Genomic DNA, 21,584 nt, shown 5'->3' on the forward strand with positions numbered 1-21,584 from the left:
ACGCCCAATCTACGCCAGGAAACAAGACTCCATCACAGCACATCTCAACATTGTCATCGCCGCGCTAGCCGTGGCCCACCTGATGGAGACCCGCAGTGGTCAATCCATCAAACGCCTGGTGAGAACACTCAAGAAATACCGCAGCTTTCAACTCGTCATTGGCGGCGAAACCATCCACGCCGCCGTACCACTCCCGCCCGATATCACCGCCACCATCCAAGCAATCACCGGCCGCGAACTTCCGCACTAAATTGGCCTAAGTCAGGGCTCGCTCAATGAGCTGACAATCATGCTGGCCGGCGCCCAGCTGGGCATTACCGCCGCGACCTTCGTCCTGGGTGCCGTGACCAAGCCGTGGGTCCATCACCTGTTGATGACGCCACTGGAGGCCCTTGGCCTGCCGCTGGGCGTTGCTGACGTCGTTTCCTTCCTGCTGGCCCTTTTCGTCGTGACCTTCCTGCACCTGGTCATCGGTGAGATGGCGCCGAAGTCTTGGGCCATTGCTCACCCGGAGACCGCCCTCCAGCTCATCGCGGTGCCCGCCCGCGGCTTCATCTGGCTCTTCCGCCCACTATTGATCTGGATCAACAAGATGGCCAACAAGCTGGTAACGATGACCGGCGAGGAGCCCGTCGACCGCGCTGGTGCGGCCGGCTACGACGCGGAGACCCTGCGCCACCTAGTCGAGCACTCGCGCCTGACGGGCACGCTTGACGACGACTCCGCGAACCAGATCACCGGCGTCATCGAGCTGGAAGCCTCCACCGCGGCCCAGTTGGCCCGCGAGCACGGCTCGGAAATCCTGCCGCTATCCTCCGATGCCACGGTGGCCGAACTCCACGACTTGGTGGTACGCAAGTCCATCATGCGCGTGCTGGTCTACCCGCGTACCTCGCGCATCCCCCGCATCGTCCATGTGCGCGACACCCTGTTGGCGGACCCGGAAACTCCGGTGCTGGATTTCTCCCGCCCCGCACTGGCGGTGGGCTCCTCCTCCACCGTGCAGAAGACTCTGGACCAGATGCGCGCCCGCAACGAGCAGCTCGTCGTCGTGGGCAAGCCCACCAAGGACAAGACGGTGTGGATCCTCACCTGGGATGACATCATGGGCCAGCTGTGGCCGCAGATTACGGAGCAGCTGGACCAGGCCGTGCCGGCGTCGAAGAACCCGGGGGTCTAGCGCTTACGCGCTAAACGGGGGAACACGAAGCTAAGCGTGACACGGAAAGCTAGGCGTGGCACACGAAGCTAGACGTGACACGCTAACAGCGAAAAGCGCCACCGAGAGAGGGAATCTCGGTGGCGCTTTTCTTAGGTAATCCTTGTGTGTTGGCAACAAGGAAGTCTGTGATGCGGCGACTAGGCAGTCGTGGCGGCCTTCTTCTGACGCTTGGCGCGCACACGGGCAACAACGGCGTCGATACGCGCGCGCTCCTCCAGGAAGGGCGGCGGGTTATGCCCGCGCATGGTGCGCACGAAGGCGGGGTGTGCCTCAACGACGGTGTGGCGCCAGGCCTGCACTGCAATGAGCGCGGACTCGCCGGCGCGCTTGTACAGGTTCGGCAGGGAGACCACATCGAGGTTGCGGGCCACGGCGTCGGTTTGCGCCAGCACGTACTCAACCAGCTCGCGCAGGTAGGCGGCCACCGCGGCGGTGCGGCCGCGCAGGGTTTCTGCCAGCTCCGAAACCACAACGGGCGGGCCGGAGATGGGCAGGCCCTCAGCGAGCGCGCGGGCGGTAAGCTGCTTCGGTTCCTCAACGTCGTTGTCGCCGGAGGAGGCAGCCGAGATGGTGCCGGACTTCAGCCCGGAGACCAGCGCGTGGCGCAGGCCGATGAGTTCGCCGACACAACGCCCGGAATCCACGCGGGCGTCCTCGACGATGTCCCCCAGCTCAGCCAAGCAGTCGAGGGAGAGTTCATCATCCCAGTCCTCGATGGCCTCGATGAGGTGCTCAATGTAGTCAACGACTTCGTCGCCGATGTTATAGATTTCTTGGGTCAGCTCACGGTGGCGCAGCTCGGCTGCGATTTTGTGCATAGGCTGCCCTTTCCGCGAGAACCTCTAGTTGAGGTTTAGAGTTTTTCTGACCCCGCTGACTCTATTAGAGATTCTCCCGTGGGTCTGCGCGACACTCCGAAGGAATTCACAGACTCCATCCAGCCTTATTTCTTGCCGGCGTAGAGGCGCTCAATGTCCGCTGCGTAGCGCTGCGCCACGACATAGCGCTTCACCTTCATCGTGGGGGTGAGTTCGTTGCTTTCCTCGGTGAGGTCCTGGTCGAGGATGACGAACTTCTTAATGCCCTCGGCGTGGGAGACCGTAGCGTTGACCTGGTTGATGGCGTCCTGAATATCCGCGCGCAGTGCCGGATCAGCAGCTACCTCACGCATGCCCTTGGTCGCGGAAATGTTGTGATCGGCCTTCCAGCGCTTGAGCGCGTCCTCATCGAGGGTGAGCAAGACGCCGATGAAGGGTTTGCCGTCGCCGACCACCATGGCCTGGGAAATCAGCGGGTGGGAGCGCAGGATATCTTCCATCGGCCCCGGCGAGACGTTCTTGCCGCCGGCGGTGACGATGAGGTCCTTCTTGCGGCCGGTGATAACGAGCTTGCCGTCCTCATCGATTTCACCCAGGTCGCCGGTGTTGTACCAGCCGTCCTGCAGGGAGTTCTCGGTGGCTTCCTCGTTCTGCCAGTAGCCCTTGAAGACGATATCTCCCTTGATCATGATTTCGCCGTCGTCGTTAATGCGCAGCGTCGTTCCACCCAGCGGCGGGCCGACGGTACCGATGGACTGGTCCACGAAGTCCACGGCGGCAGCCGCTGCGGTCTCCGTCAGGCCATAGCCCTCGTAGATGGTCACGCCGATGCCGCGGTACCAGTGCAGCAAGTCCTGCGAGATGGCCGAACCACCGGAGATGCAGTACTTGACCTCGCCGCCCATCGCCTGGCGGATGGCGGAATAGACCAGCTTGTCAAAGGCCTTGTGCTTGGCCTTGAGGACTCGGTTAGGCCCCTCCGGAGTATCCAGCGCCTTGGAGTATTCGATGGCGACCTTTTCAGCTTGGTCGAAGATTGCACCCTTGAATGCGGAGGAGGCGTGGGCCTTCGCGGACGCGCCGTTGCGTACCTTCTCAAACACGCGCGGCACGCCGAGGATCAGGTTCGGGCGGGAGCGCGCGAATTCGATGGTGATGGTGCCGAAATCGGACCAGTGGTTCTGGGAGGCACCGCCGATGGTGACCGCCAGTGACACCGCGCGGCTAAAGACGTGTGCCAAAGGCAGGAAGGTCAAAACGTGCGCACCCGGCACGGCGATGGCACCAATGGGGTTGGTCAGCAGGCCGCGCGCCTCTGCCAGCCAATTGCGGTGGGTCAGCATGCAGCCCTTGGGGCGACCGGTGGTGCCAGAGGTGTAGACCAGCGAGGCGACGTCATCGGTGTTCGTGGCTTCGATGCGCTGGTCGACGGTGTCGTCGCTGATGTCGCGTCCCTCAAACTTCAGCGTATCGATGGCCGAAGAGTTAATCTCTAGCACGCGGCGCAGCTGGGAGGGCGAGCCGTGCAGCTGCGGGGTGCCATCCTCCTGCAGCTTCAGGTGCTTAACCAGCTCGGAGTGCTCGCGGGTTTCCGTAATGGCGAGGATCGCGCCGGAATCCTCAATGATCCACTGGACCTGTGACATCGATGAAGACGGGTACACCGGAACGGAGATAGCACCGGCGGCCCAGATGGCATAGTCCAACAGGGACCACTCGTAGCGGGTGGTAGAAATAAGAGCCACGCGGTCTCCCTGCTCCACGCCGAAAGCGATGAGGCCCTTGGCCACCGCGTAGACCTCTTCCACGAACTCTTTGGCGGTGACGTTGACCCACTCGTAGTTCGCGGGGCGGGTAAACAGCACGCCATGTGGGCGGGCGTGTGCCGTAGCCATCATGGCGGTAAGGCAGGTCTCCCCGTCTTTGATCTCGAACTCCGCTTTCGTATGCGCTTCATTCAAAGTCACAGTTGTGTCCTTTCCCACAAAAATTAAATTCCAGCCCACTCTACCAACCGGATTTCTCCCGCGCGCAGGGAGGGCGTGGCACAATTGGGGGATGTGACTACCCGTGATCTGCTTCAAGAACTTGCCCAACGCCACGGCGTGGCCTGCGAGTACACCGCCCAGAACGGACAGCCCGTGTACGTCAGCGAGGAAACAATTACCTATACGCTGCGCGCACTCGGCGTCTCTATCTCCGACCGTCCGGACGATGAGGAGCTAACCCAAGCCCTGTTCGAGGATTATCTCGAGCGCGCCTCCCGCCCGCTGCCGCCGTGCGTGGTGGCCCGCGAGGGTGCCGAAAAGTCTTTCGTCGTCCACGTCCACGACGGCGACCCCGTCACCGTCACCATCGAGCTGGAAAACGGCGAGACGCGGCCGACTTACCAGGATCCGAACAACGCCCCGGCTGCCGACGTCGCCGGAACCATGTGGGGCGAGGCCAGCTTCCACGTCCCCGGTGACCTGCCCTTAGGTTTCCACAAGCTGCACTTATCCTCGCCCGGCATCGGCGAACACGAATGCCCGCTCATCGTCGTGCCGAACCATCTGAGCACAGCAGATCGCTTCCTCGAGCGCCCCGCCGCGGGCGCGATGGCGCAGTTGTATTCGGTGCGCTCCGAGAAGTCCTGGGGCATGGGCGATTTCGGAGATCTAGCCGAGCTCGCGGAGGTACTGGCTCCGGATTATGACTTCCTCCTTATCAACCCGCTGCACGCGGGCGAGCCAATCCCGCCTGTGGAGGATTCGCCCTACCTGCCCACCACGCGGCGTTTCATCAACCCGATTTACATCCGCATCGAGGATATTCCGGAGCTGAAACAGCTCAGCCCGGAGCTTCAGGAGGACGTCGCCGAGCTCGCCGCCGAGTTCCGCGAGCGCAACCGGTCTGCCGAAGAGATCGACCGCGATTCCATCTTCGAGGCCAAGCTGCAGGTGCTGCAGGAGCTCTTCAACCAGGGAATGACCCCGGAGCGCCGCACCGCCTTCAGCGAGTACCAGCGCCGCGAGGGCCGCGGCCTGCGCAATTTCGCGCTGTGGTGTGCAGAGACTGAACTCTCGCGCCACAGTGGTCGCCGCCACGCGCTGAGCCTCGACGTCAACGACTTAGCCGAGTTCTATTCCTGGCTGCAGTTCCTCTGCGATGAGCAGCTGGATGCCGCCCAGCGCCGCGCGCTCGACGCCGGCATGAGCATCGGGCTTATCACCGATATGGCCGTGGGCATCCACCCCGCTGGTGCCGATGCTGTCAACCTCTCCGAGTACCTGGCTCCCCAGTGCTCGGTGGGTGCTCCGCCGGATGACTATAACCAGCAGGGCCAGGACTGGTCGCAGCCGCCGTGGCACCCGGTCCGTCTGGCAGAAGCCGGCTACGAGCCGTGGCGCGATTTGCTGCGCACGATGCTGGGCAACGCCGGCGGTCTGCGCGTCGACCACGTGCTGGGCCTTTTCCGCCTGTACTGGATCCCGCGCCAGTCCACCCCACTCAACGGCACCTACGTGACCTATGACTGGGAAGCCATGCTCGGCATCCTCGCGCTCGAGGCCGAACGCGCCGGCGCGGTCCTCGTCGGCGAGGACCTGGGCACCCTGGAACCCTGGGTCCAGAATGCCCTGCAGGACATGGGAGTACTTGGCACCACGATCATCTGGTTTGAGCACGCCAATGAAGGCCCCACCCCGCGCCCGCAGGATCAGTACCGCCACATGGCGATGTCCTCGGTGGGCACGCACGATCTGCCGCCAACGCTCGCCTTCCTGCGCGGCGATCACATCGCACTGCGCGCCCGCCTGGGTCTGCTGACCCGCCCGGTGGCGGAAGAAGAGGCCGAGGACCGCGCGTGGCAGGAAGAGGTCAAGGATAATCTGCAGGCCTATGGCATGTTGGACAATCGCGAGAACGAAGAGGACGTGCTGGTTGCCCTGCACCGCTATGTTGCGGGAACTCCCTCGGCACTGACGGTGACCAACGTGGTGGATATGGTCGGTGACGTGCGCGCACAGAACCAACCGGGCACGACGAAGGACCAGTACCCCAACTGGTGTATCCCGCTGTGCAATACCGCCGGCGAGCCAGTCCTCTTGGAGGATCTACCGAAGCAGGAGCTCTACCAGCGCCTCGCCCAAGCCGCCAAGAGGCCAGGGGACGAACGCTAAAGCGTCGTCCCTTTAAAGGACGACGCCCACCACTGCCACCACGACGATGAGCGCGATCATCAGCCACAGGGTCACGCTCACTCGGGATTTAGGCAGTGCCCGCTTGCGGTGGACGTGTTCGGAGCGCTCGGGGTCCCACAGGCCTTCGCGGTGATCATCGGGAGTCATGGTTCTTCATCCTAGTCACGGGCACAAGCCACGAATACACCCGGTCGATTGCCCACATCAGGAGCCACCCCATGACGGTTGCGGCCGGCACCGCCGTGACGGCGAGCACCGCCATTTGCACCCACACCGGCGCCTGCACGAGCCATTCCATGCCCTCAGGGTAGCCTGTTGTGCATGAGCCGTGCACCTTTCACCGTCACCTGCCCCGCGGGCACCATCACCGGCTACCTCGATGAGGACGTGGCCCATTTCCATTCCATCGAGTACTCCCACATCCCCGGGGATTTTGAGAACCCCGAACCCGCACCGCCACGTGACCAGGATGCGCGCACCCCTCACCCGGAGAAGATCGCGCTGACCATCACCGCCCCCGCGCCCGGCAACCGCGCGACGTCCCTGGCGCCGACGTTGGTCTATATCCACGGCGGCCGCTACGAGCACGGCTCCCACGAGGATCCCCGCGCGGAGGGCACGCCGACCGCGCAGGCGGGCATCGTCCACGTGCAACTCGGTTATCGTGTGGGTCTGCCGGGGCTTGCCCGTTTTCGTGATGACGAGCCCGACCGCTACCGCGCCATCGAGGACCTGCAGTTGGGCTTGGAATGGATCCAGAACAACATCGAGGCATTCGGCGGCGATCCCACCAACGTCACCATCTTGGGCCAGTCCGCCGGCGCCAACGCCGTACTGTGGCTGTGCCGGCGCGACCACTACCGAGGGGCGTTTCGGCGAGCGCTAGCTCTGTCCCCGGGCTTTCCGCGCGAAACCTTCGAGGAGCGCAGCGCCACTCTGCGCCAGGTGATGAAGAAGCCCATCACGCGTTCCTCCCTGGCGGCGATGAGCCAGGAGGAGCTCGCCGCCGGCTACGCCAAGTTCCGCAAGAAGTACAGCCTCGATATGGCGCTGGGCCCCACCCCGCTGGAGTGTGGGCAGCTTGCCGACGTCCCCCTCATCCTCGCCAGCACCCGCGACGAGTTCTACAACATCCCAGCCACGCAGAAGGTCGACCGCTCCCCTTTCCGTGCCCTCATCCTGCGCTATGCGGCGCCGCGCTTCGGCTTTCCCCGCAACGGTTTCACACCCTGGTATCAGGTGGCGCAGCACATGGACAAGGACCGCCCGATGGGCCGAATGGTGGGCGATTCCATCATCCGCCGGTGGGCGGCCGAAGTGGCGGAGAAGGCTCCGGGGAAGACCTGGATGGTGGAATTTACCCGATCCTCGGGCCCGGCCCTGCACTGCGAGGAGCTGCGTCCGCTCTTCGGCAGGACGCCGCTGGCCCAGTGGCTGCAGGACTTTGTGCGCACAGGCGAGCCCGGATTCGAGGCCTACCGCCCGGAGCACGCAATCTGGGAGTACAACCTGGATAACGACGAGCATCGCGTGGCGTATTCCAGCTTGGATTATATTTCGGCGGCCTTTGCTCAGGACGGAAGCTTGCTCTAGGCCAGAAGGGCCGCGCGCAGCGGCTCGTGGGTCAGCTCCTCCACCATCCACGGGCTAAAGGCAAAAGGTGTGGCGTCGACGGCAGCGAGCACATCGCGCACCGGCGCCCACTCGAAGGAGTCGACCTCCTCCGGGTTGGGCGTCGGATCGTCTTCGGTCTCGAAGAGGTAGACCGGGCAGATTTCATTCTCCACCACGCCGGAGGAATCCACCGCGCGGTAAGCAAAGTCCGGCAACACCAAACGCGGCGTACCGGTCAGCCCAAGCTCGAAGCGGCCGCGGCGCACGACGGCGTCGGCAGTCGGCTCATCCGGGCCCGGGTGCCCACAGAAGGAATTGGTCCACACGCCGGGCCAGGTCAGCTTGGACAGGGCGCGGCGGGTCAGCAGCAGCTGGCCATCGCGTACCACCCACGCGGAAAAGGCAAAATGCAGCGGGGTATCTGCGGTGTGTACGGCGGCCTTGTCAGCGGTGCCGGCGGGCTTGCCCTCCGGCGAGGCTAGAACGACGAGTTCCGTCATAGATTGAGGTCTCCTACATAGCGCACGTTGCCGATGCTAAAGCGCGCGTTCCAGAGGTTGCCTGGGGCAACGTTATAGACATATTGAAGGTTGGTGGACGCACCGGCGCCCAGCGGGTGATCCAAGCCCGGCGCGGCCAGGTCCACGTTGACCTCCGGGTCATAAGGGACGGGATCCACGGTGGCCCAGCCGCCGTTGCCGTCAGCGCGCTCGAGGGTGGGTTCCGCAAGGGCGTCGGCAGGCAGGGGCACCTCGTTGAGGTTGTGAATCTTCACCGTCAGCACCGTTCCACCGCCGCCGGAGTACAGCCCCTGGAGCTCGAACTCCACGTTGAGCCCCTCATCTTTGACGGGTGCCGCCAGGTTGGAGGTGACCTCATGAGCATCTACATCCTTGGCCTCAAAGGTCGGCGGCTCCGAGCTAGACACCACGATGTTGTCCTGCGGGCCCACGTCCGGCGGCTGGAGGATGCTGCAGCCTGACAAGGCAGCCAGGCACAGCGGGGCGCACGCTAGGGGGAGGTATTTCTTCACCGCGGATCCTTTTCCATCACGACTTCGGTTTCTCCCCTACCTTAGTCGACAGGTTGGATATTCCTATTAAGGGCGTAACATCGGCCGGCGATGAACTCTATTCTCCGCATCGTCCGCAGCGCATCCGCCCTGTGGCCGTTTTATCTTGGCGTCCTTATCACCGCGTCAGTCACCGCGATTCTGTCGCTGCTGACCCCGTTTATCCTCCGCGAAGCCACCGACACCGTCGTCGCAGGCGGCCCGCTGCGCACCATCCTGTGGTGGGTCGTGGCGCTCTTTGTGGCGGATGCGCTGGGCAACGTGGTGAAGAATATCGGCGGCTATATCGGCGATGTCATGGTCGCACGCCTGCGCCAGATTCTTTCGACGCGCTACTTTGCCAAGCTGCTCTCTGTGCCGCAGGGTTATTACGACAACCAGGTCACCGGCACCATCATCGCGCGCTTGGACCGCTCGATTGCGAATATCACGCAGTTCCTGCAGTCCTTCTCCAATAACTTCTTCGTCATGCTCATCCAGGCGGCAGCGGTGCTGGTCATCACCGCGGTGTACTACTGGCCGCTGGCCATCCTGCTGGCAGCGCTCTTCCCTATCTACATGTGGCTAACCGCACTGACCTCGGAGCGCTGGCAGGGGTTTGAGGCCATCAAGAATGAGAACATCGACGTGGCCAACGGGCGCTTCGCGGAGGTCATCGGCCAAGTAAAGGTGACTAAGTCCTTCGTCGCTGAGGCCCGCGAGTTGGCCTCCTTCGGTTCGCGCTACCGCACGGTGGTGGATACCACGAAGCCGCAGTCGCGCTGGTGGCATTCCATGGATACCGCCCGTGGCGCGGCCATGGCGCTGATCTTCTTAGGCATCTATGGCCTGATCTTCTGGCGCACCTTGGAGGGCCATTTCTCCATCGGTGACATGGTCATGCTCCTGCAGCTGGTAAACATGGCTAAGCAGCCGGTGTTCATGATGAGCTGGATCGTGGATGTCAGCCAGCGCGCCATCGCCGGCTCCAAGGACTACTTCAAGGTCATGGAGGAAGTCCCGGAGCCCACGGTCAACCCGCAGCTGGTCGCCGCCGCTGAAACCTCCGACGTGCCGGAGCTCGACCTCACCCCGGCCGAGCCGCTGCGCCCGACCGAAGGCCCAGTCTTCGCCTTCGAGGACGTGTCCTTCTCCTATGAATCGGATAAGCCGGTCGTCGCCGATATCACCTTCGCCGCCCAAGAGGGCCACAAGGTGGCACTCGTCGGCGAGTCCGGCGGCGGCAAGTCCACCTTGGTCAACCTCCTGTTGGGCCTCTACCAGCCCACGGAGGGAAAACTGACGGTACTGGGCCACGACACTGCGGAACTTACTGCGGAGCGCCTGCGCGCCTCAGTCGGCGTGGTCTTCCAAGAGTCCTATCTGTTCTCCGGCACCATCAAGGAAAACATCGCCTATGGCAAGCCGGGGGCGACGGTGGAGGAGATCGTGGGCGTCGCCAAGCGTGCCAATGCACACGACTTCATCGAGGAATTCCCCGATGGCTACGACACCGTCATCGGCGAGCGCGGCCTTAAGCTCTCCGGCGGGCAGAAGCAACGCGTGGCCGTGGCGCGCGCCATGCTGAAAGACGCCCCCATCCTCGTCCTCGACGAGGCCACCTCGGCGCTGGACACCAAGGCCGAGCGTGCCGTGCAGGCTGGTCTGGATGAGCTCATGAAGGACCGCACCACGCTCATCATCGCGCACCGCCTGTCCACCATCGCGGACGTGGACACCATCATCACCCTGGACCGCGGCCGCATCTCCGAGATCGGCTCGCCGGCGGAGCTGGCGCAGTCGGGCGGCATCTACGCTGAGCTGCTGCGCCTGACCCAATCCGCCTCCGCCGCCGACCGGCAGCGATTGAAAAAATACGGATTCGTCCAAGCCACCGACGAGTAAGGTGGGACGCATGCGTTTCCCTAGCCTGAAAGAACTCTCCGCCCGCGGCACCCGCAAGTGGACCGTCTATGACGAAGACGTCATCCCGCTGTGGATCGCCGAATCAGACTTCCTCACCGCGCCGGCGGTCAAGGAGGCCATCCAGGAGGCGGTCGACGCCGAATCCTTCGGCTACACCCCAGCGCCCAAGGCCTCCGAGCTCAACGCGGCAATAGCAAATTTCTACGAATCGCGCTACGGCTGGCGCCCAGAACACGTCTTCTGGATCGGGGATGTGGTGCGCGGCTTGTTGCTCGGCGTGCAGTACTTTACTGAGGGCGCGGTGGCCGTGCCGGTTCCCTCCTACCCGCCGCTGCTGGAGCTGCCGGAGACCGTGGGGCGCGAGAAGATTGAAACCTCGCTGGAGCTAGAGGATATCGAGCGCGCCTTTAAGGCCGGCGCCGGCTCCATCCTGCTCTCCCACCCCTATAACCCGCTGGGCATCGTCTTTGATGAAGAGTGGCTGCGGGGTCTGGTGGAACTGGCGGAGAAGTACGATGCCCGCATCCTCTCCGATGAGATCCACGCCCCGCTGGTCTACGAAGGCCGCCACATCCCGCTCGGCGCTTTGTCCGACCGCGTTATTACCGTCACCGCCACGTCCAAAGCATGGAATACCGCAGGGCTAAAGTGCGCGCAGGTGATCTTCTCCAACACCGCGGACGTCGAGCGCTGGAACTCGCTGACCGGCGTAGCCAAGGACGGCACCGGCACGCTCGGCATCTTGGCGGCAGAGGCCGCCTACCGCCACGGCAGCGAGTTCCTTGACGAGGAAATCGAGTATCTGAAGAAGACCCGCGACTGGCTGGTGGAGGAGCTGCCCAAGCGCGTGCCTGGCCTCAAGACTTCCCACCCGCAGGCCACCTACCTGCTGTGGTTGGACTTTAGCGAGACCGCCATTGGGGATGACCCGAAGCCCGCGGCCTGGGTGCGTGAGCACGCCAAGGTAGCCCTCAACGAGGGTGTCACCTTCGGTACGGGCGGCGAGCATCATGCCCGTCTTAATTTCGCAACCTCACGCGAGCTGCTGGAAGAGGCGCTCGACCGGCTGGAGAAAGCATTTAGCTAAAATTTACATCTCATGTCATGGGCATTATCCTTAGAAAAATGTCCATAAATGACGTTCAGGCCCCCGCCCAGTCCGCTTCGAAGACGAGCTCGCCCATCGGCATCGTGATCGTTGCCTCCCTCATGCTCTTCTCCATGTTCTTCGGAGCGGGCAACCTCATCTTCCCGCCGGAGGTCGGTGTCTCCTCCGGCACCAACTTCTGGCCGGCCACCTTGGGCTTCCTCGCTGCTGGCGTGGCACTGCCGGTCTTGGCGGTGATCGCGGTGGCCATTTCCGGTCAATCCGTGCGAGACATCGGAAACCACGGCGGCAAGATCTTCGGCGTGGCCTTCTCCGTCATCGCCTACCTGGCCATCGGTGCCTTCTACGCCCTGCCGCGCACCGGCGCGGTCTCCATGGAGACTGCGATTACCCCGCTGCTCGGGTGGGAGGGCACCTTTGCCAACGGTGCCTTCAACGTCGTCTTCTTCCTCATCGCTTTGGCCCTGGCCTGGCGCCCGAATGACATCATCGACACCCTAGGAAAGTTCCTGACCCCGGCACTGGTCATCCTGCTCGCCGTCCTCATCACCCTCGCTACCGTGGCGAATCCCCGCGTTCCCGGCACCCCGACTGAGGAGTACGCTTCCGCGCCCTTCGTCACGGGTCTCTTTGAGGGCTACAACACCATGGACGCCATCGCGGGCCTGGCTTTCTCCATCGTCATCGTGACCTCGCTGCGTTCCAAGGGCTTCTCCACCGACCGGGCGCTGCTGCGCGGAACCATCACTTCCACCGTCATCGCCGGCGCGCTGCTCGCCGCTATTTATCTGGGCCTGGCGTGGATCGGCCAAACCATGCCGAACGGTGCATCCTACGATTCCGGCGCCGCCTTGCTTGCCGACGCCTCCAATCTCACCATGGGCAACGTCGGCCAGGCCGTCTTCTCCGCCATCGTCATCCTGGCGTGCATGACCACCGCCGTGGGCCTGATTTCCGCCACCTCGGAGTTCTTCGCCATGCTGGTACCGAAGACCACCTACCACTTCTGGGCTTGCTTGTTTACCGCACTGTCCATCGCCTTCGCCTTCCAGGGTCTGGACACGGTGCTTGCCATCGCGGTGCCCTTCATCGTGTTCTTGTACCCGCCGGCTATCTCGTTGATCGCGCTGACGCTTCTGCAGCCGGCGGTCAAAAAGAGGGTCACCTTCTACTGGGGCTTCCGCTTGGCGCTGTGGGTCTCCGTCCTGTGGTCCGCCGCCACTTCCTTCGGCGCCCCGCTCAGCTTCTCCCCTGGTCAAGACGTTGGCCTGGGCTGGGTAATTCCCACGCTCCTCGCATTTGCCATCGGGGTTATCATCGACGTTGTATCTACATCCTCGTCGAAGAAAAGTGAGTAGTCCATGACGCCTCGCGCGGCTCTATCCATCCTCGATTTCTGCACCATTTATGAGGGGGAGACTCCTTCTCAGTCCATGGCTAGGTCGGTCGAACTAGCGCAACAGGCGGAGGCCTTGGGCTTTAAGCGCATGTGGTACACCGAGCACCACAACATGCCCTCCATTTCCTCGTCCTCCCCGGCGGTGCTCATCGCCCACATCGGTGCGAAGACCGAGCGCATTCGCCTCGGTGCTGGTGGCATCATGCTGCCGAACCACGCGCCTTATGTTATCGCTGAACAATTCGGAACCCTCGCCGAGCTCTACCCCGGCCGCATCGACTTAGGCTTGGGCCGCGCACCCGGCACCGATATGAAGACCTTGGGCCGCGCCCTGCGCCGCGATAGAAACGCCGCCGAGCGCTTCCCCGAGGACGTCAAGGAGCTGCAGGGCTACCTTTCCGGCAAATCTCTCGTCCCCGGTGTGCAGGCTATCCCCGGCCACGGCACGAACGTGCCGATTTACATCCTGGGCTCCTCGCTTTTCGGTGCCTCGCTGGCCGCCAAGTTCGGGCTGCCTTATGCCTTCGCCTCGCACTTCGCCCCGCAGCACCTGGAAGCCGCCACGGCCTATTACCGCGAGAATTACCAGCCTTCCGAAGCCCACCCCGAGCCCTATGTCATCGCCGGCGTCAACGTCACCGCGGGGGATGACGCAGAAGAGGAATTCGAGAAGGTCTGCTTCCGCCGCGTGAAGGCCTTCGTCAGCCGCGGCAAGCAGCTCAGCGACGCCGACGTCGCCCGCATCATCGATTCCCCGCAGGGCCAGCAGATCATCAGCATGCTGCAGTACTCCGCCGTTGGCAATGTAGAGCACGTGCGCGAGTACCTCACCGACTTCCAGAAGTTGGCTCAGGCGGACGAACTCATGATTTCCCTGCAATCCACAAGCCACAAGGCCGCGTTGGGTAACATGAGTAACCTGGCGCGCGCGTGGCAATTGTAGGCGTACGCGCATCGTTGCCCGTCACAGCGTTTTACATAGAGGAGGATCCCGGTGGCCCTTCGCGGTACTCAGCAGCACAGCATTATCGCTGACTACCTGCGCAACCTCATTCGCAGCAAGAAGCTTTCTCCTGGCGATTTCCTGCCCAGCGAGGCCGAGCTCTGCGAGCAATTCTCCTCTTCCCGCGGCCCCGTGCGCCAAGCCGTCGCAGCTTTGCGCTCGGAAGGGCTCATCTCCTCCGGCCGCGGCCGCCGCTCCGTCGTCCTCGGCCGTTTTACCTCGGAGTCCTTCGATTCCATTTACTCCGTGACGCACTGGCTGCGCGAGCGCGGCTTCGAGCCCGGCGCGTCCACGTTATGGCTGGGTCGCTGCCCTGCTTCCGAGCAGGAAGCCGAGTTCCTGCGGGTAGAAACCGGCTCCCCCGTTATCTTTGTGCACCGCGTGCGCAGCGCCAACGGCATGCCCATCGCCATCGAGCGCATGTTCTTCCCACTGGACGTGGGCAGCCAGATCCTCAGCTTCGATGCCGACAATGAGTCCATCCACGATCACCTGCGCAAGCAGGGCGTGGACTTCGACAGCGTCAACCGCGAGCTCTCCCTCGCCTCCGCCAGCGAGGAAGATGCGCGCTCCCTCAACGTCGAACCCGGCACCCCGCTGTGGCGCCTCCACTTAGACATTTCGGATCACTCCGGGCATCCCGTCGAGTGCACCGAAATCCTGTACCTCGGGGACCGAATGACGCTTGGTATGACGAACGTGCGCGGCACCACGTCCCCGCTCGAGGTCAAGCTGTCGGAAGGATGATGAGGGCCTGGATTGGTGCGCTGGGGGTGGTCGTGGGGGCGTCGTTAAGCGCGTGTTCTGCTGGCTCCACAGCAGTGGTTGATTCTGATTCCGCCGCGCTGACGCTGGCCACCACAACGCCGGCGACCTCTCTGGATTTCACCACCGTCGGCGGCGCCGCCATCCCGGCAGCACTCATGAGCAACGTCTACGAAACCCTGGTGCGCATCTCCCCGGAGGGAGAGATTGTCCCCGGGCTCGCCGAATCCTGGGAGGTCGAGTCCACGCGCTACATCTTCCACCTGCGTGAGGCTTCCTTCTCCAACGGCGAGGCTTTCACCGCGCACACCGCCGCGTGGTCCATCAACGCGGTGAAAACGGAGTGGACGAACGGCATTAGCGCCCAGATGGACGTGGTGGAATCCGCCACGGCTGTCGACGATCACACGCTCCTCGTCACGCTTCACCGCCCCTCCGCTGGGTGGTTATGGTCCATGGGCACCGCTATTGGCGCGATGCGCACCCCCACCGAAGCGGTGGGCACCGGCCCTTTCGCCGTCGCGGGCTTCTCCCCCAACGAATACATCGCGCTGCGCGCCCGCCCAGACTACTGGGGCACCCCAGCGGAAGAAGACATCACCATCCGCTACTTCCCGGATTCCCTCACCGCGGTTAACGCGCTGCGCTCCGGTGGGGTGGATGCGGTATGGGGTGTGCAGAACCCCGAGCTGCTCGACACCCTCGATGACTCCATCGCAACCGCAGTCGGCACCACGAACGGCGAGGTGCTGCTGTCCATGAACAACCAAGCAGCGCCTTTCGACGATCCCCGCGTGCGCCAAGCGGTCGCCTACGGCATCGACCGCCACGCGGCCAACGAGATCCTCTGGGAAGGCCGCGCGCAGGACACTGGCGGAGCACCCGTCCCGCCGACTGACCCCTGGTTTAGCGGGAAGGACTACTACCCCTTCGACCCTGCGCGCGCCCGCGCGCTGATGGAGGAGGCTGGGGCGGTGGGCACGCCGCTCACACTCACGGTGCCAAGCCTGCCCTATGCGCAAACGCTCTCCGAGTTCCTCTACTCCCAGCTGGAGGAGATGGGCTTTGAGGTCACGCTAGAAACCGCAGAGTTCCCCGCGGTGTGGCTGAGCCAGGTGATGGGGGCCAAGGACTATCAGATGTCGCTCGTCGCGCACGTCGAGCCGCGCGATATCCCCACCATCTTTGGCAACCCGGACTATTACCTCGGCTACGATTCGCCGCAGGCCCGCACGCTGTTGGAGCAGGATGACATGACAGGGGCCGTCGACCAGATCATGGAGGACATGCCCGCTCTGACGCTGATGAATATGCCCAATATCGTGCTCTACCGCGAGGGCCTGACCGGCCTGCAGCCGAACCAAATCACCGATGCCATTGAATTGCGAGAGGTGCGATGAGAATACTGCGCTTCCTCGGCACCATGTGGGCCGCCTCCATCATTATCTTCCTGCTCATGCGGGCCGTGCCCGGCAACCCGGCGCGCGTGGCTTTGGGCGTCAACGCTACGAACGAGGCCGTGGAGAAGCTGGCCCATTCCATGGGCTTGGACCGCCCGCTCCTGGTTCAATACCTGGAGTGGATGAAGGGCTTGTTGACCGGCAACTTCGGCATCTCCCTGTCCTCGCAGCAGGACATCACTCCGCTGGTGATTGACCGCGCGCAGGTTACGCTGCTGCTCATCGGGCTGGCCATCGCCCTCGCCCTAGCCGGGGCTATCCCCATGGGCATTTTGCTCGCCCGCTTTCGCCTCCCTGTTCTCAATGCGGCCACGCAGCTGGGCATCGCGGTGCCGAGCTTCCTGGTCGGTATCCTGCTCGTTGCGGTCTTCTCCGTGCACCTGGGCTGGCTGCCGGCGAATGGCTGGCAGCTGCCGCGCGAGGGCTTAAGCCACCTCGTCCTGCCGGTCATCTCGTTAGCACTGGTGCAAGGAGCAATGCTCACGCGCTACGTGCGCGCCACCCTCCGCGAGGAAATGGACAAGGACTATATCCGCACCGCTCGCTCCCTGGGTGAATCCCGGACCGGGGCGCTGATCCGCCACGGCCTGCGCAATGCCGCCCTGCCGGTGCTCACAGTCACCGGCGTGCAGCTGAGCACCTTGGTGGTGGGCGCGGTGGTCATCGAGAACGTCTTCGTCATCCCGGGTCTGGGCTCCATGCTTCTCGACGCCGTCTCCACCCGCGACCTCACCACCATCCAGACCCTCATCATGGTCTTCGTGACCTTCACGCTGACCGTCAACCTGCTCACGGACCTGGCCTACCGGGTCATCGACCCACGGCTGAAGGAGGCTAGATGAAACCCGGTTATATTCTGGTGGGGCTGACCGTCCTATTCGCCCTGGTCTCCCTGGTGTGGACGCCCTATGACCCGAACCTCATCTCCCCCGACCGCCTGGCCGGCCCCAGCCTGGAGCACCTCATGGGCACCGACCGCTTCGGGCGCGATACCTTCTCCCGCATCCTCGCCGGCGCCCAGATCACTGTGCTGGTGGGCGTGGTGGCGGTGGCCATCGCTGCGCTCATCGGGGTGCCGCTGGGTATCATCGCCGGGATGCGCGGTGGTGGCTTCATCATGGCGGCCACCGACCTGCTACTCGCCTTCCCGGCGCTGCTGCTGGCCATCGTCGCCGGCGCGGTGTGGGGCTCGTCGACGCTCACGGCGACCATCGCCATCGGCATCGCCGGCATCCCTTCCTTCATCCGGGTCACGCGCTCCGGCACGCTGCAGATTATGACGCAGGACTATATCGCGGCCGCCCGCATCTCACGCGTGCCGCCGGCGCTCATCGCGTGGCGCCACGTCCTACCCAACCTCGGCGGCATCGTGGCTATCCAGGCCTCCGTCTACTTTGCTCTCGCCGTCCTCGCCGAGGCCGGCCTGTCCTACCTCGGCCTGGGCACTGCCCCGCCAACCGCCTCGTGGGGACGCATGCTGCACGACGCCCAGCCCCTCCTGGCCACCCACCCCCTCCAGGCGCTGTGGCCAGGGCTGGCCATCGCCGGCACCGTCCTCGGATTCAACCTGCTAGGAAGCCATGCTGACCGTCACTGATCTGCGCGTGGGCCCTGTCGGCCCCATCTCCTTTTCCATCGCACCCGGCGAACGCGTCGGTCTCATCGGCGATTCCGGCAGCGGCAAGTCCCTCACCGCCCTAGCCATCATGGGGCTGTTGCCCGACCACCTGCAGGCCACCGGCTCCATCCACTTCAACGGCCAGGAGCTGCTAGGCATGCGCGACCGCGACCTGCGCAAGCTGCCACTGGCCATGGTCTTCCAAGAACCCATGACCGCGCTCGACCCGCTGATGAAGGTGCCCGGCTTCAACCGCTTCCCGCACCAGCTTTCCGGCGGGCAGCGCCAGCGCGCGCTCATCGAGATGGCCATGGCCCGCCACCCCAAGCTGCTCATCTGCGATGAGCCAACCACCGCCCTGGATCCCTTCACCCAGGAGGAGATCCTCTCCACCATCGTGGATGCCGCGGATAAGGAGGATACGGCGCTGCTGTTTATTAGCCATGACCGGGACGTCGTCAAGCGCGTGTGCGACCGCGTCGTGCGCATCGGCGAGCTCACCACTCCCGACCTCACCCCGCCGCCCATGCCCACCCTGGGCGACCCCGTCATCGAGCTGCAGAACGTGACCAAGGCCTACCACGGGGTGACCGCGCTGGACGACGTCTCCCTCACCGTCCGCGAGGGCGAGCGCCTCGGCATCGTCGGCGGTTCCGGCTCCGGCAAATCCACGCTGCTCAAGCTGCTCACGGGGCTGGCGGAGCCGACGTCGGGGACGGTGGCGGTGAAGAAGCGTGTGCACATGGTCTTCCAAGACCCTAAGGGCTCGCTCAACCCGCGCATGCCTATCTGGAAGATCGTGGCCGAGGGCGGCGGGACGCGCGAAGAAGCCGAGGCGGTGCTGCGGGAGGTCGGCATCGACGGCTTCGAGCGCTATCCCCGGGACTTCTCCGGCGGGCAGCGCCAACGCATCTCGCTGGCGCGCGCCGTGGTGGGCAAGCCAGAGATTCTGCTGGCGGACGAGGCCGTCTCGGCCCTGGATGCCACCTCGCGGGCCCAGGTCCTCGAGCTTCTACAGCGCGTAACGAAGGACATGACGCTGGTTTTCGTCTCCCACGACATTGACGTCGTGCGGCACTTATGCCCCACGGTGGCGGTGCTACAGGACGGCCGGCTCGTGGATCGCGGCGAAACGAGTAAGGTGTTCTCCCGATATGGAACACCCACTGCCGCAACGTCCTAATGCACTTCAGCTCTTTACCGCCTTTAACACCTCCGCGCGCCGCTGGCCCGGTGCCCTGCGCGCGGCGTTGGCGATCATTATCCCCGGCGGGATCGCTGTAGCGACGGGCCACCCGGATGCGGTACTGCTCATTTCGGCGGGCGCGTTCTCCGTCATTTATGGCGAGGGGCACCCCTACCGCACGCGACGCCGCGTGATCCTCACCGCTGGCGGGCTGCTCACGCTGGCGGCCACGGCTGGTTCCCTCGTCGGCGTGCATGGGCTGGCGCTGTCCGCGGTGTTTACGGTGGTGCTGGCGACGACCGGCGCGTTCGTGCAGAATGCGCTGCGGCTGCCGCCGCCGGGTTCCTTCTTCATCGTGATGGTGGCCGGCGGCTCCACGATGCTGCGCGGGGTCTCGCCCTGGGAGGTGGCCGCATGGAGCCTGGCCGGCGTGGCGGCGGGCTATGTGCTGGGCATGCTGCCGCGTTTCCGGGATCCGCACGGCCCGGAGACCCGCGCGGTGGCCGCGTTGGAGAAGGCCGCCGATGCCTTCGTGAACTCCGATAGCGATTTCCTGGCTCGCCACCACCAGGCGCAGTCCGCGATTTCCACGGCTTGGCAAGCGCTTGCCGACGCCGGCGTCATCCGCGGCGGTCGCATCCGCCACCCCGCCCAAGCGGAGCTGGTGCACCGCGCGCTGGCCGCGCAGCAGCGCATCGTGGCGCACCACAAGCAGGTCGGCGGCAACTCGGATGAGCTGTCTGATTCCCCCACCTACGTGGACCCGGACCGCACCACCATCCCGCACACCAAGCCGACGATGCGCTACCGCTTCTACCGCGCCGCGGTGGGCAATTCCCACGCGGTGGTAACAGCGGAAAAGATCGCGCTCGGTGGCCTGGCCACCGCGTTCATTGGCATGGCGCTGGGGCTCAACCGCCCGGACTGGGGCGCGGTCTCGGTGCTCCTGCTCTTGCAGTGGGGGCCGGACCGGGTTCCGGGAACGATTCGCGGTGTGCAACGTATGCTGGGCTCCGTCTTAGGAGTGTGCGTCTTTGCGCTCATTGCGTCCTTCAGCCCGCACGGCTGGGGGTTGGTGCTCGCGCTGGCCTTCTGCCAGTTCTGCGCAGAGATTCTGGTGGTGAAGAACTACGCCTTGTGCGTCATCTTCTCCACGCCGCTCGCTTTGCTCATGGGCAACTCTTCGGAGCACATGGCCCACACCATCGGCTCGCGCATGGCGGAGATTGGACTCTCCGTGGTCGTGGCGATGCTCTTCCTGTGGCTGTGGAAGCCGCGCGCCCAGCTGACCAACCACTACCGCCTGCAAACGCGCTGCTTCGAGGCGATGGCCGCCCTGCTCGGCGCGCTACTCATCAAGACCCCCGAGGAAGCGCTGGCACAGCGGCGCGACCTGCACTACGAGCTGCTCTCGGAACGGCGTAGCATCCAGTCGCTGGCGACCAACCACTCCGATATCAGCGAGTTCTGGGAGCGCCACACCGCCTTGCAACCGGCCGGCTACTTCCTCTTAGATTTCTGCGTGGTCAATCCGCTCTCGCAGCCCAGCCGCGCGGAATTGGACACGCTCATCGAGAAAATCACCGCAGCGGAAATGCGTCAATGATCTCGTAGCGGGGCCCACCGCCGCGCCCCTCTCCCAAGAAGGATTGGACGAGGTTGATTTCCGTAACCTCGAACTCGGGGCCGCGGTAGACGCTCAGTGCGTGCACCGCATCCGGGATGAGCCACGGATCACGCGTCCGCCTCCCCACTCGGGCCAGCGTGAGATGCGGGCGCGATGGCTCAAGCATGAGGTGTTTGACCTGCCCTTTGACGCCTGCCCACAGCACCTGCTTCTCAAAAGACCCAGCGCCGCTCAGGCTCAGCGTGAGTGGGGACGCCTCAATGCCGCGCAGCGCCTCGCGGACCTCCACTGCGTCATTGGGCTGTTCCCCGAAAAAGTCGAGGGTGATGTGCCAGTTATCCGGGTCCGTCCACCGCAACCCGTTGTCCTTGAGCGGGCGCACAGCCCGTACGAGGTGCTCACGGGCCTCCGCGGAGGGAAAGAGGGCGCTGAAAAGGCGAATCATTTCACCGACAGCAAAAGGTTCGGATCGAGTACGTGTTCCTCCACGAGTTCGAAGAGAGCGAAGGCTTCCTCCAGCTCACGGACATTCTCATCAAAATTAGGCAGCGACATGGCATTCCAATCGACGCAGAAATAAGTGTCTTCATCCTAGCTCACAACACT

At 64.1% G+C, this 21,584-nt stretch carries 18 protein-coding genes and 2 pseudogenes; 14 read left to right on the forward strand and 6 right to left on the reverse strand.

The window, feature by feature from the left end; genetic code table 11:
- Positions 1 to 250 (forward strand): annotated as a pseudogene (locus tag HMPREF2565_RS14050) (transposase); the annotation flags it as partial.
- An 18-nt stretch (positions 251 to 268) separates the two neighbouring features.
- A pseudogene (locus tag HMPREF2565_RS05445) lies at positions 269 to 1,180 on the forward strand (CNNM domain-containing protein); the annotation flags it as partial.
- Positions 1,181 to 1,359: 179 nt separating this feature from the next.
- Here HMPREF2565_RS05445 and HMPREF2565_RS05450 read toward each other — a convergent pair.
- Positions 1,360 to 2,040, reverse strand: coding sequence for a hypothetical protein (locus HMPREF2565_RS05450; protein ID WP_070513599.1), 681 nt, complete (start codon positions 2,038 to 2,040; stop codon positions 1,360 to 1,362).
- Between the two features lie 125 nt (positions 2,041 to 2,165).
- On the reverse strand, positions 2,166 to 4,007 hold the full coding sequence (locus tag HMPREF2565_RS05455) for an AMP-dependent synthetase/ligase (protein WP_070513603.1): 1,842 nt from the start codon (positions 4,005 to 4,007) through the stop codon (positions 2,166 to 2,168).
- 93 nt (positions 4,008 to 4,100) lie between these two features.
- On the opposite strand from HMPREF2565_RS05455, the gene malQ reads away from it, so the two are divergent.
- Complete coding sequence (gene malQ / locus HMPREF2565_RS05460) at positions 4,101 to 6,200, forward strand: 4-alpha-glucanotransferase (RefSeq protein ID WP_246819119.1); 2,100 nt, start codon at positions 4,101 to 4,103, stop codon at positions 6,198 to 6,200.
- Positions 6,201 to 6,212: 12 nt separating this feature from the next.
- On the opposite strand, the gene HMPREF2565_RS13920 is transcribed toward malQ, so the two are convergent.
- Entirely contained in the window at positions 6,213 to 6,368 is a 156-nt protein-coding gene (locus HMPREF2565_RS13920; RefSeq protein ID WP_168162657.1) for a hypothetical protein, read from the reverse strand.
- Positions 6,369 to 6,542: 174 nt separating this feature from the next.
- Here HMPREF2565_RS13920 and HMPREF2565_RS05465 point away from each other — a divergent pair, with 174 nt between their 5' ends.
- Positions 6,543 to 7,814: a carboxylesterase family protein gene (locus HMPREF2565_RS05465; protein ID WP_070517885.1), complete on the forward strand. Its 1,272-nt coding sequence runs from the start codon at positions 6,543 to 6,545 to the stop codon at positions 7,812 to 7,814.
- Here the strand turns inward: HMPREF2565_RS05465 and idi are convergent.
- Both idi and HMPREF2565_RS05475 read right to left on the reverse strand, forming a co-directional pair.
- The gene (idi, locus tag HMPREF2565_RS05470; protein ID WP_070545453.1) at positions 7,811 to 8,335 is read right to left on the reverse strand and encodes an isopentenyl-diphosphate Delta-isomerase; all 525 of its coding nucleotides are present in this window, start codon (positions 8,333 to 8,335) and stop codon (positions 7,811 to 7,813) included. The two genes, HMPREF2565_RS05465 and idi, sit on opposite strands and share 4 nt — an antisense overlap.
- Positions 8,332 to 8,868, reverse strand: a complete 537-nt coding sequence (locus HMPREF2565_RS05475) for a hypothetical protein (protein WP_046649026.1) — start codon at positions 8,866 to 8,868, stop codon at positions 8,332 to 8,334. Before HMPREF2565_RS05475 ends, idi begins: the two co-directional genes overlap by 4 nt.
- A 90-nt stretch (positions 8,869 to 8,958) precedes the next feature.
- Between HMPREF2565_RS05475 and HMPREF2565_RS05480 the strand changes: the two genes are divergently transcribed.
- The 10 genes from HMPREF2565_RS05480 to HMPREF2565_RS05525 are packed head-to-tail and all read left to right on the forward strand — an operon-like array spanning position 8,959 to position 20,957.
- The gene (locus tag HMPREF2565_RS05480) at positions 8,959 to 10,791 is read left to right on the forward strand and encodes an ABC transporter ATP-binding protein (protein ID WP_046649025.1); all 1,833 of its coding nucleotides are present in this window, start codon (positions 8,959 to 8,961) and stop codon (positions 10,789 to 10,791) included.
- 10 nt (positions 10,792 to 10,801) lie between these two features.
- Positions 10,802 to 11,899, forward strand: a complete 1,098-nt coding sequence (locus tag HMPREF2565_RS05485; RefSeq protein WP_071406987.1) for a MalY/PatB family protein — start codon at positions 10,802 to 10,804, stop codon at positions 11,897 to 11,899.
- A 38-nt stretch (positions 11,900 to 11,937) separates the two neighbouring features.
- The gene (gene brnQ, locus HMPREF2565_RS05490; protein ID WP_049154806.1) at positions 11,938 to 13,278 is read left to right on the forward strand and encodes a branched-chain amino acid transport system II carrier protein; all 1,341 of its coding nucleotides are present in this window, start codon (positions 11,938 to 11,940) and stop codon (positions 13,276 to 13,278) included.
- A 3-nt stretch (positions 13,279 to 13,281) separates the two neighbouring features.
- On the forward strand, positions 13,282 to 14,262 hold the full coding sequence (locus tag HMPREF2565_RS05495; protein ID WP_070545455.1) for an LLM class flavin-dependent oxidoreductase: 981 nt from the start codon (positions 13,282 to 13,284) through the stop codon (positions 14,260 to 14,262).
- A gap of 51 nt (positions 14,263 to 14,313) precedes the next feature.
- Complete coding sequence (locus HMPREF2565_RS05500) at positions 14,314 to 15,069, forward strand: GntR family transcriptional regulator (RefSeq protein ID WP_071406988.1); 756 nt, start codon at positions 14,314 to 14,316, stop codon at positions 15,067 to 15,069.
- Positions 15,069 to 16,487, forward strand: a complete 1,419-nt coding sequence (locus HMPREF2565_RS05505; RefSeq protein WP_071406989.1) for an ABC transporter substrate-binding protein — start codon at positions 15,069 to 15,071, stop codon at positions 16,485 to 16,487. The genes HMPREF2565_RS05500 and HMPREF2565_RS05505 overlap by 1 nt, the downstream gene beginning before the upstream one ends.
- Positions 16,484 to 17,389 (forward strand): ABC transporter permease, encoded by a 906-nt coding sequence (locus tag HMPREF2565_RS05510; protein ID WP_071406990.1) that lies wholly within the window; start codon positions 16,484 to 16,486, stop codon positions 17,387 to 17,389. Before HMPREF2565_RS05505 ends, HMPREF2565_RS05510 begins: the two co-directional genes overlap by 4 nt.
- Positions 17,386 to 18,144, forward strand: coding sequence for an ABC transporter permease (locus HMPREF2565_RS05515; protein WP_070644565.1), 759 nt, complete (start codon positions 17,386 to 17,388; stop codon positions 18,142 to 18,144). Before HMPREF2565_RS05510 ends, HMPREF2565_RS05515 begins: the two co-directional genes overlap by 4 nt.
- Positions 18,128 to 19,348, forward strand: a complete 1,221-nt coding sequence (locus HMPREF2565_RS05520; RefSeq protein WP_071406991.1) for an ATP-binding cassette domain-containing protein — start codon at positions 18,128 to 18,130, stop codon at positions 19,346 to 19,348. The genes HMPREF2565_RS05515 and HMPREF2565_RS05520 overlap by 17 nt, the downstream gene beginning before the upstream one ends.
- Positions 19,320 to 20,957: an FUSC family protein gene (locus HMPREF2565_RS05525; protein WP_070545465.1), complete on the forward strand. Its 1,638-nt coding sequence runs from the start codon at positions 19,320 to 19,322 to the stop codon at positions 20,955 to 20,957. Before HMPREF2565_RS05520 ends, HMPREF2565_RS05525 begins: the two co-directional genes overlap by 29 nt.
- Here the strand turns inward: HMPREF2565_RS05525 and thpR are convergent.
- Positions 20,932 to 21,423 (reverse strand): RNA 2',3'-cyclic phosphodiesterase, encoded by a 492-nt coding sequence (gene thpR, locus HMPREF2565_RS05530; protein ID WP_083317793.1) that lies wholly within the window; start codon positions 21,421 to 21,423, stop codon positions 20,932 to 20,934. The genes HMPREF2565_RS05525 and thpR overlap by 26 nt on opposite strands.
- Between the last annotated feature and the right edge of the window lie 161 nt (positions 21,424 to 21,584).

This window comes from Corynebacterium sp. HMSC072A04, assembly GCF_001809235.1.
GTDB lineage: Bacteria > Actinomycetota > Actinomycetes > Mycobacteriales > Mycobacteriaceae > Corynebacterium > Corynebacterium hiratae.

Bases quoted from the DNA above. Each gene is read 5' to 3' on its own strand.
- idi (WP_070545453.1), bottom strand. From the start codon at position 8,335: ATGACGGAACTCGTCGTTCTAGCCTCGCCGGAGGGCAAGCCCGCCGGC.
- HMPREF2565_RS05480 (WP_046649025.1), top strand. From the start codon at position 8,959: ATGAACTCTATTCTCCGCATCGTCCGCAGCGCATCCGCCCTGTGGCCG.
- thpR (WP_083317793.1), bottom strand. From the start codon at position 21,423: ATGATTCGCCTTTTCAGCGCCCTCTTTCCCTCCGCGGAGGCCCGTGAG.
- HMPREF2565_RS05510 (WP_071406990.1), top strand. From the start codon at position 16,484: ATGAGAATACTGCGCTTCCTCGGCACCATGTGGGCCGCCTCCATCATT.
- HMPREF2565_RS05520 (WP_071406991.1), top strand. From the start codon at position 18,128: ATGCTGACCGTCACTGATCTGCGCGTGGGCCCTGTCGGCCCCATCTCC.
- HMPREF2565_RS05515 (WP_070644565.1), top strand. From the start codon at position 17,386: ATGAAACCCGGTTATATTCTGGTGGGGCTGACCGTCCTATTCGCCCTG.
- HMPREF2565_RS05505 (WP_071406989.1), top strand. From the start codon at position 15,069: ATGAGGGCCTGGATTGGTGCGCTGGGGGTGGTCGTGGGGGCGTCGTTA.
- HMPREF2565_RS05485 (WP_071406987.1), top strand. From the start codon at position 10,802: ATGCGTTTCCCTAGCCTGAAAGAACTCTCCGCCCGCGGCACCCGCAAG.
- HMPREF2565_RS05525 (WP_070545465.1), top strand. From the start codon at position 19,320: ATGGAACACCCACTGCCGCAACGTCCTAATGCACTTCAGCTCTTTACC.
- brnQ (WP_049154806.1), top strand. From the start codon at position 11,938: ATGTCCATAAATGACGTTCAGGCCCCCGCCCAGTCCGCTTCGAAGACG.
- HMPREF2565_RS05465 (WP_070517885.1), top strand. From the start codon at position 6,543: ATGAGCCGTGCACCTTTCACCGTCACCTGCCCCGCGGGCACCATCACC.
- HMPREF2565_RS05495 (WP_070545455.1), top strand. From the start codon at position 13,282: ATGACGCCTCGCGCGGCTCTATCCATCCTCGATTTCTGCACCATTTAT.
- HMPREF2565_RS13920 (WP_168162657.1), bottom strand. From the start codon at position 6,368: ATGACTCCCGATGATCACCGCGAAGGCCTGTGGGACCCCGAGCGCTCC.
- HMPREF2565_RS05450 (WP_070513599.1), bottom strand. From the start codon at position 2,040: ATGCACAAAATCGCAGCCGAGCTGCGCCACCGTGAGCTGACCCAAGAA.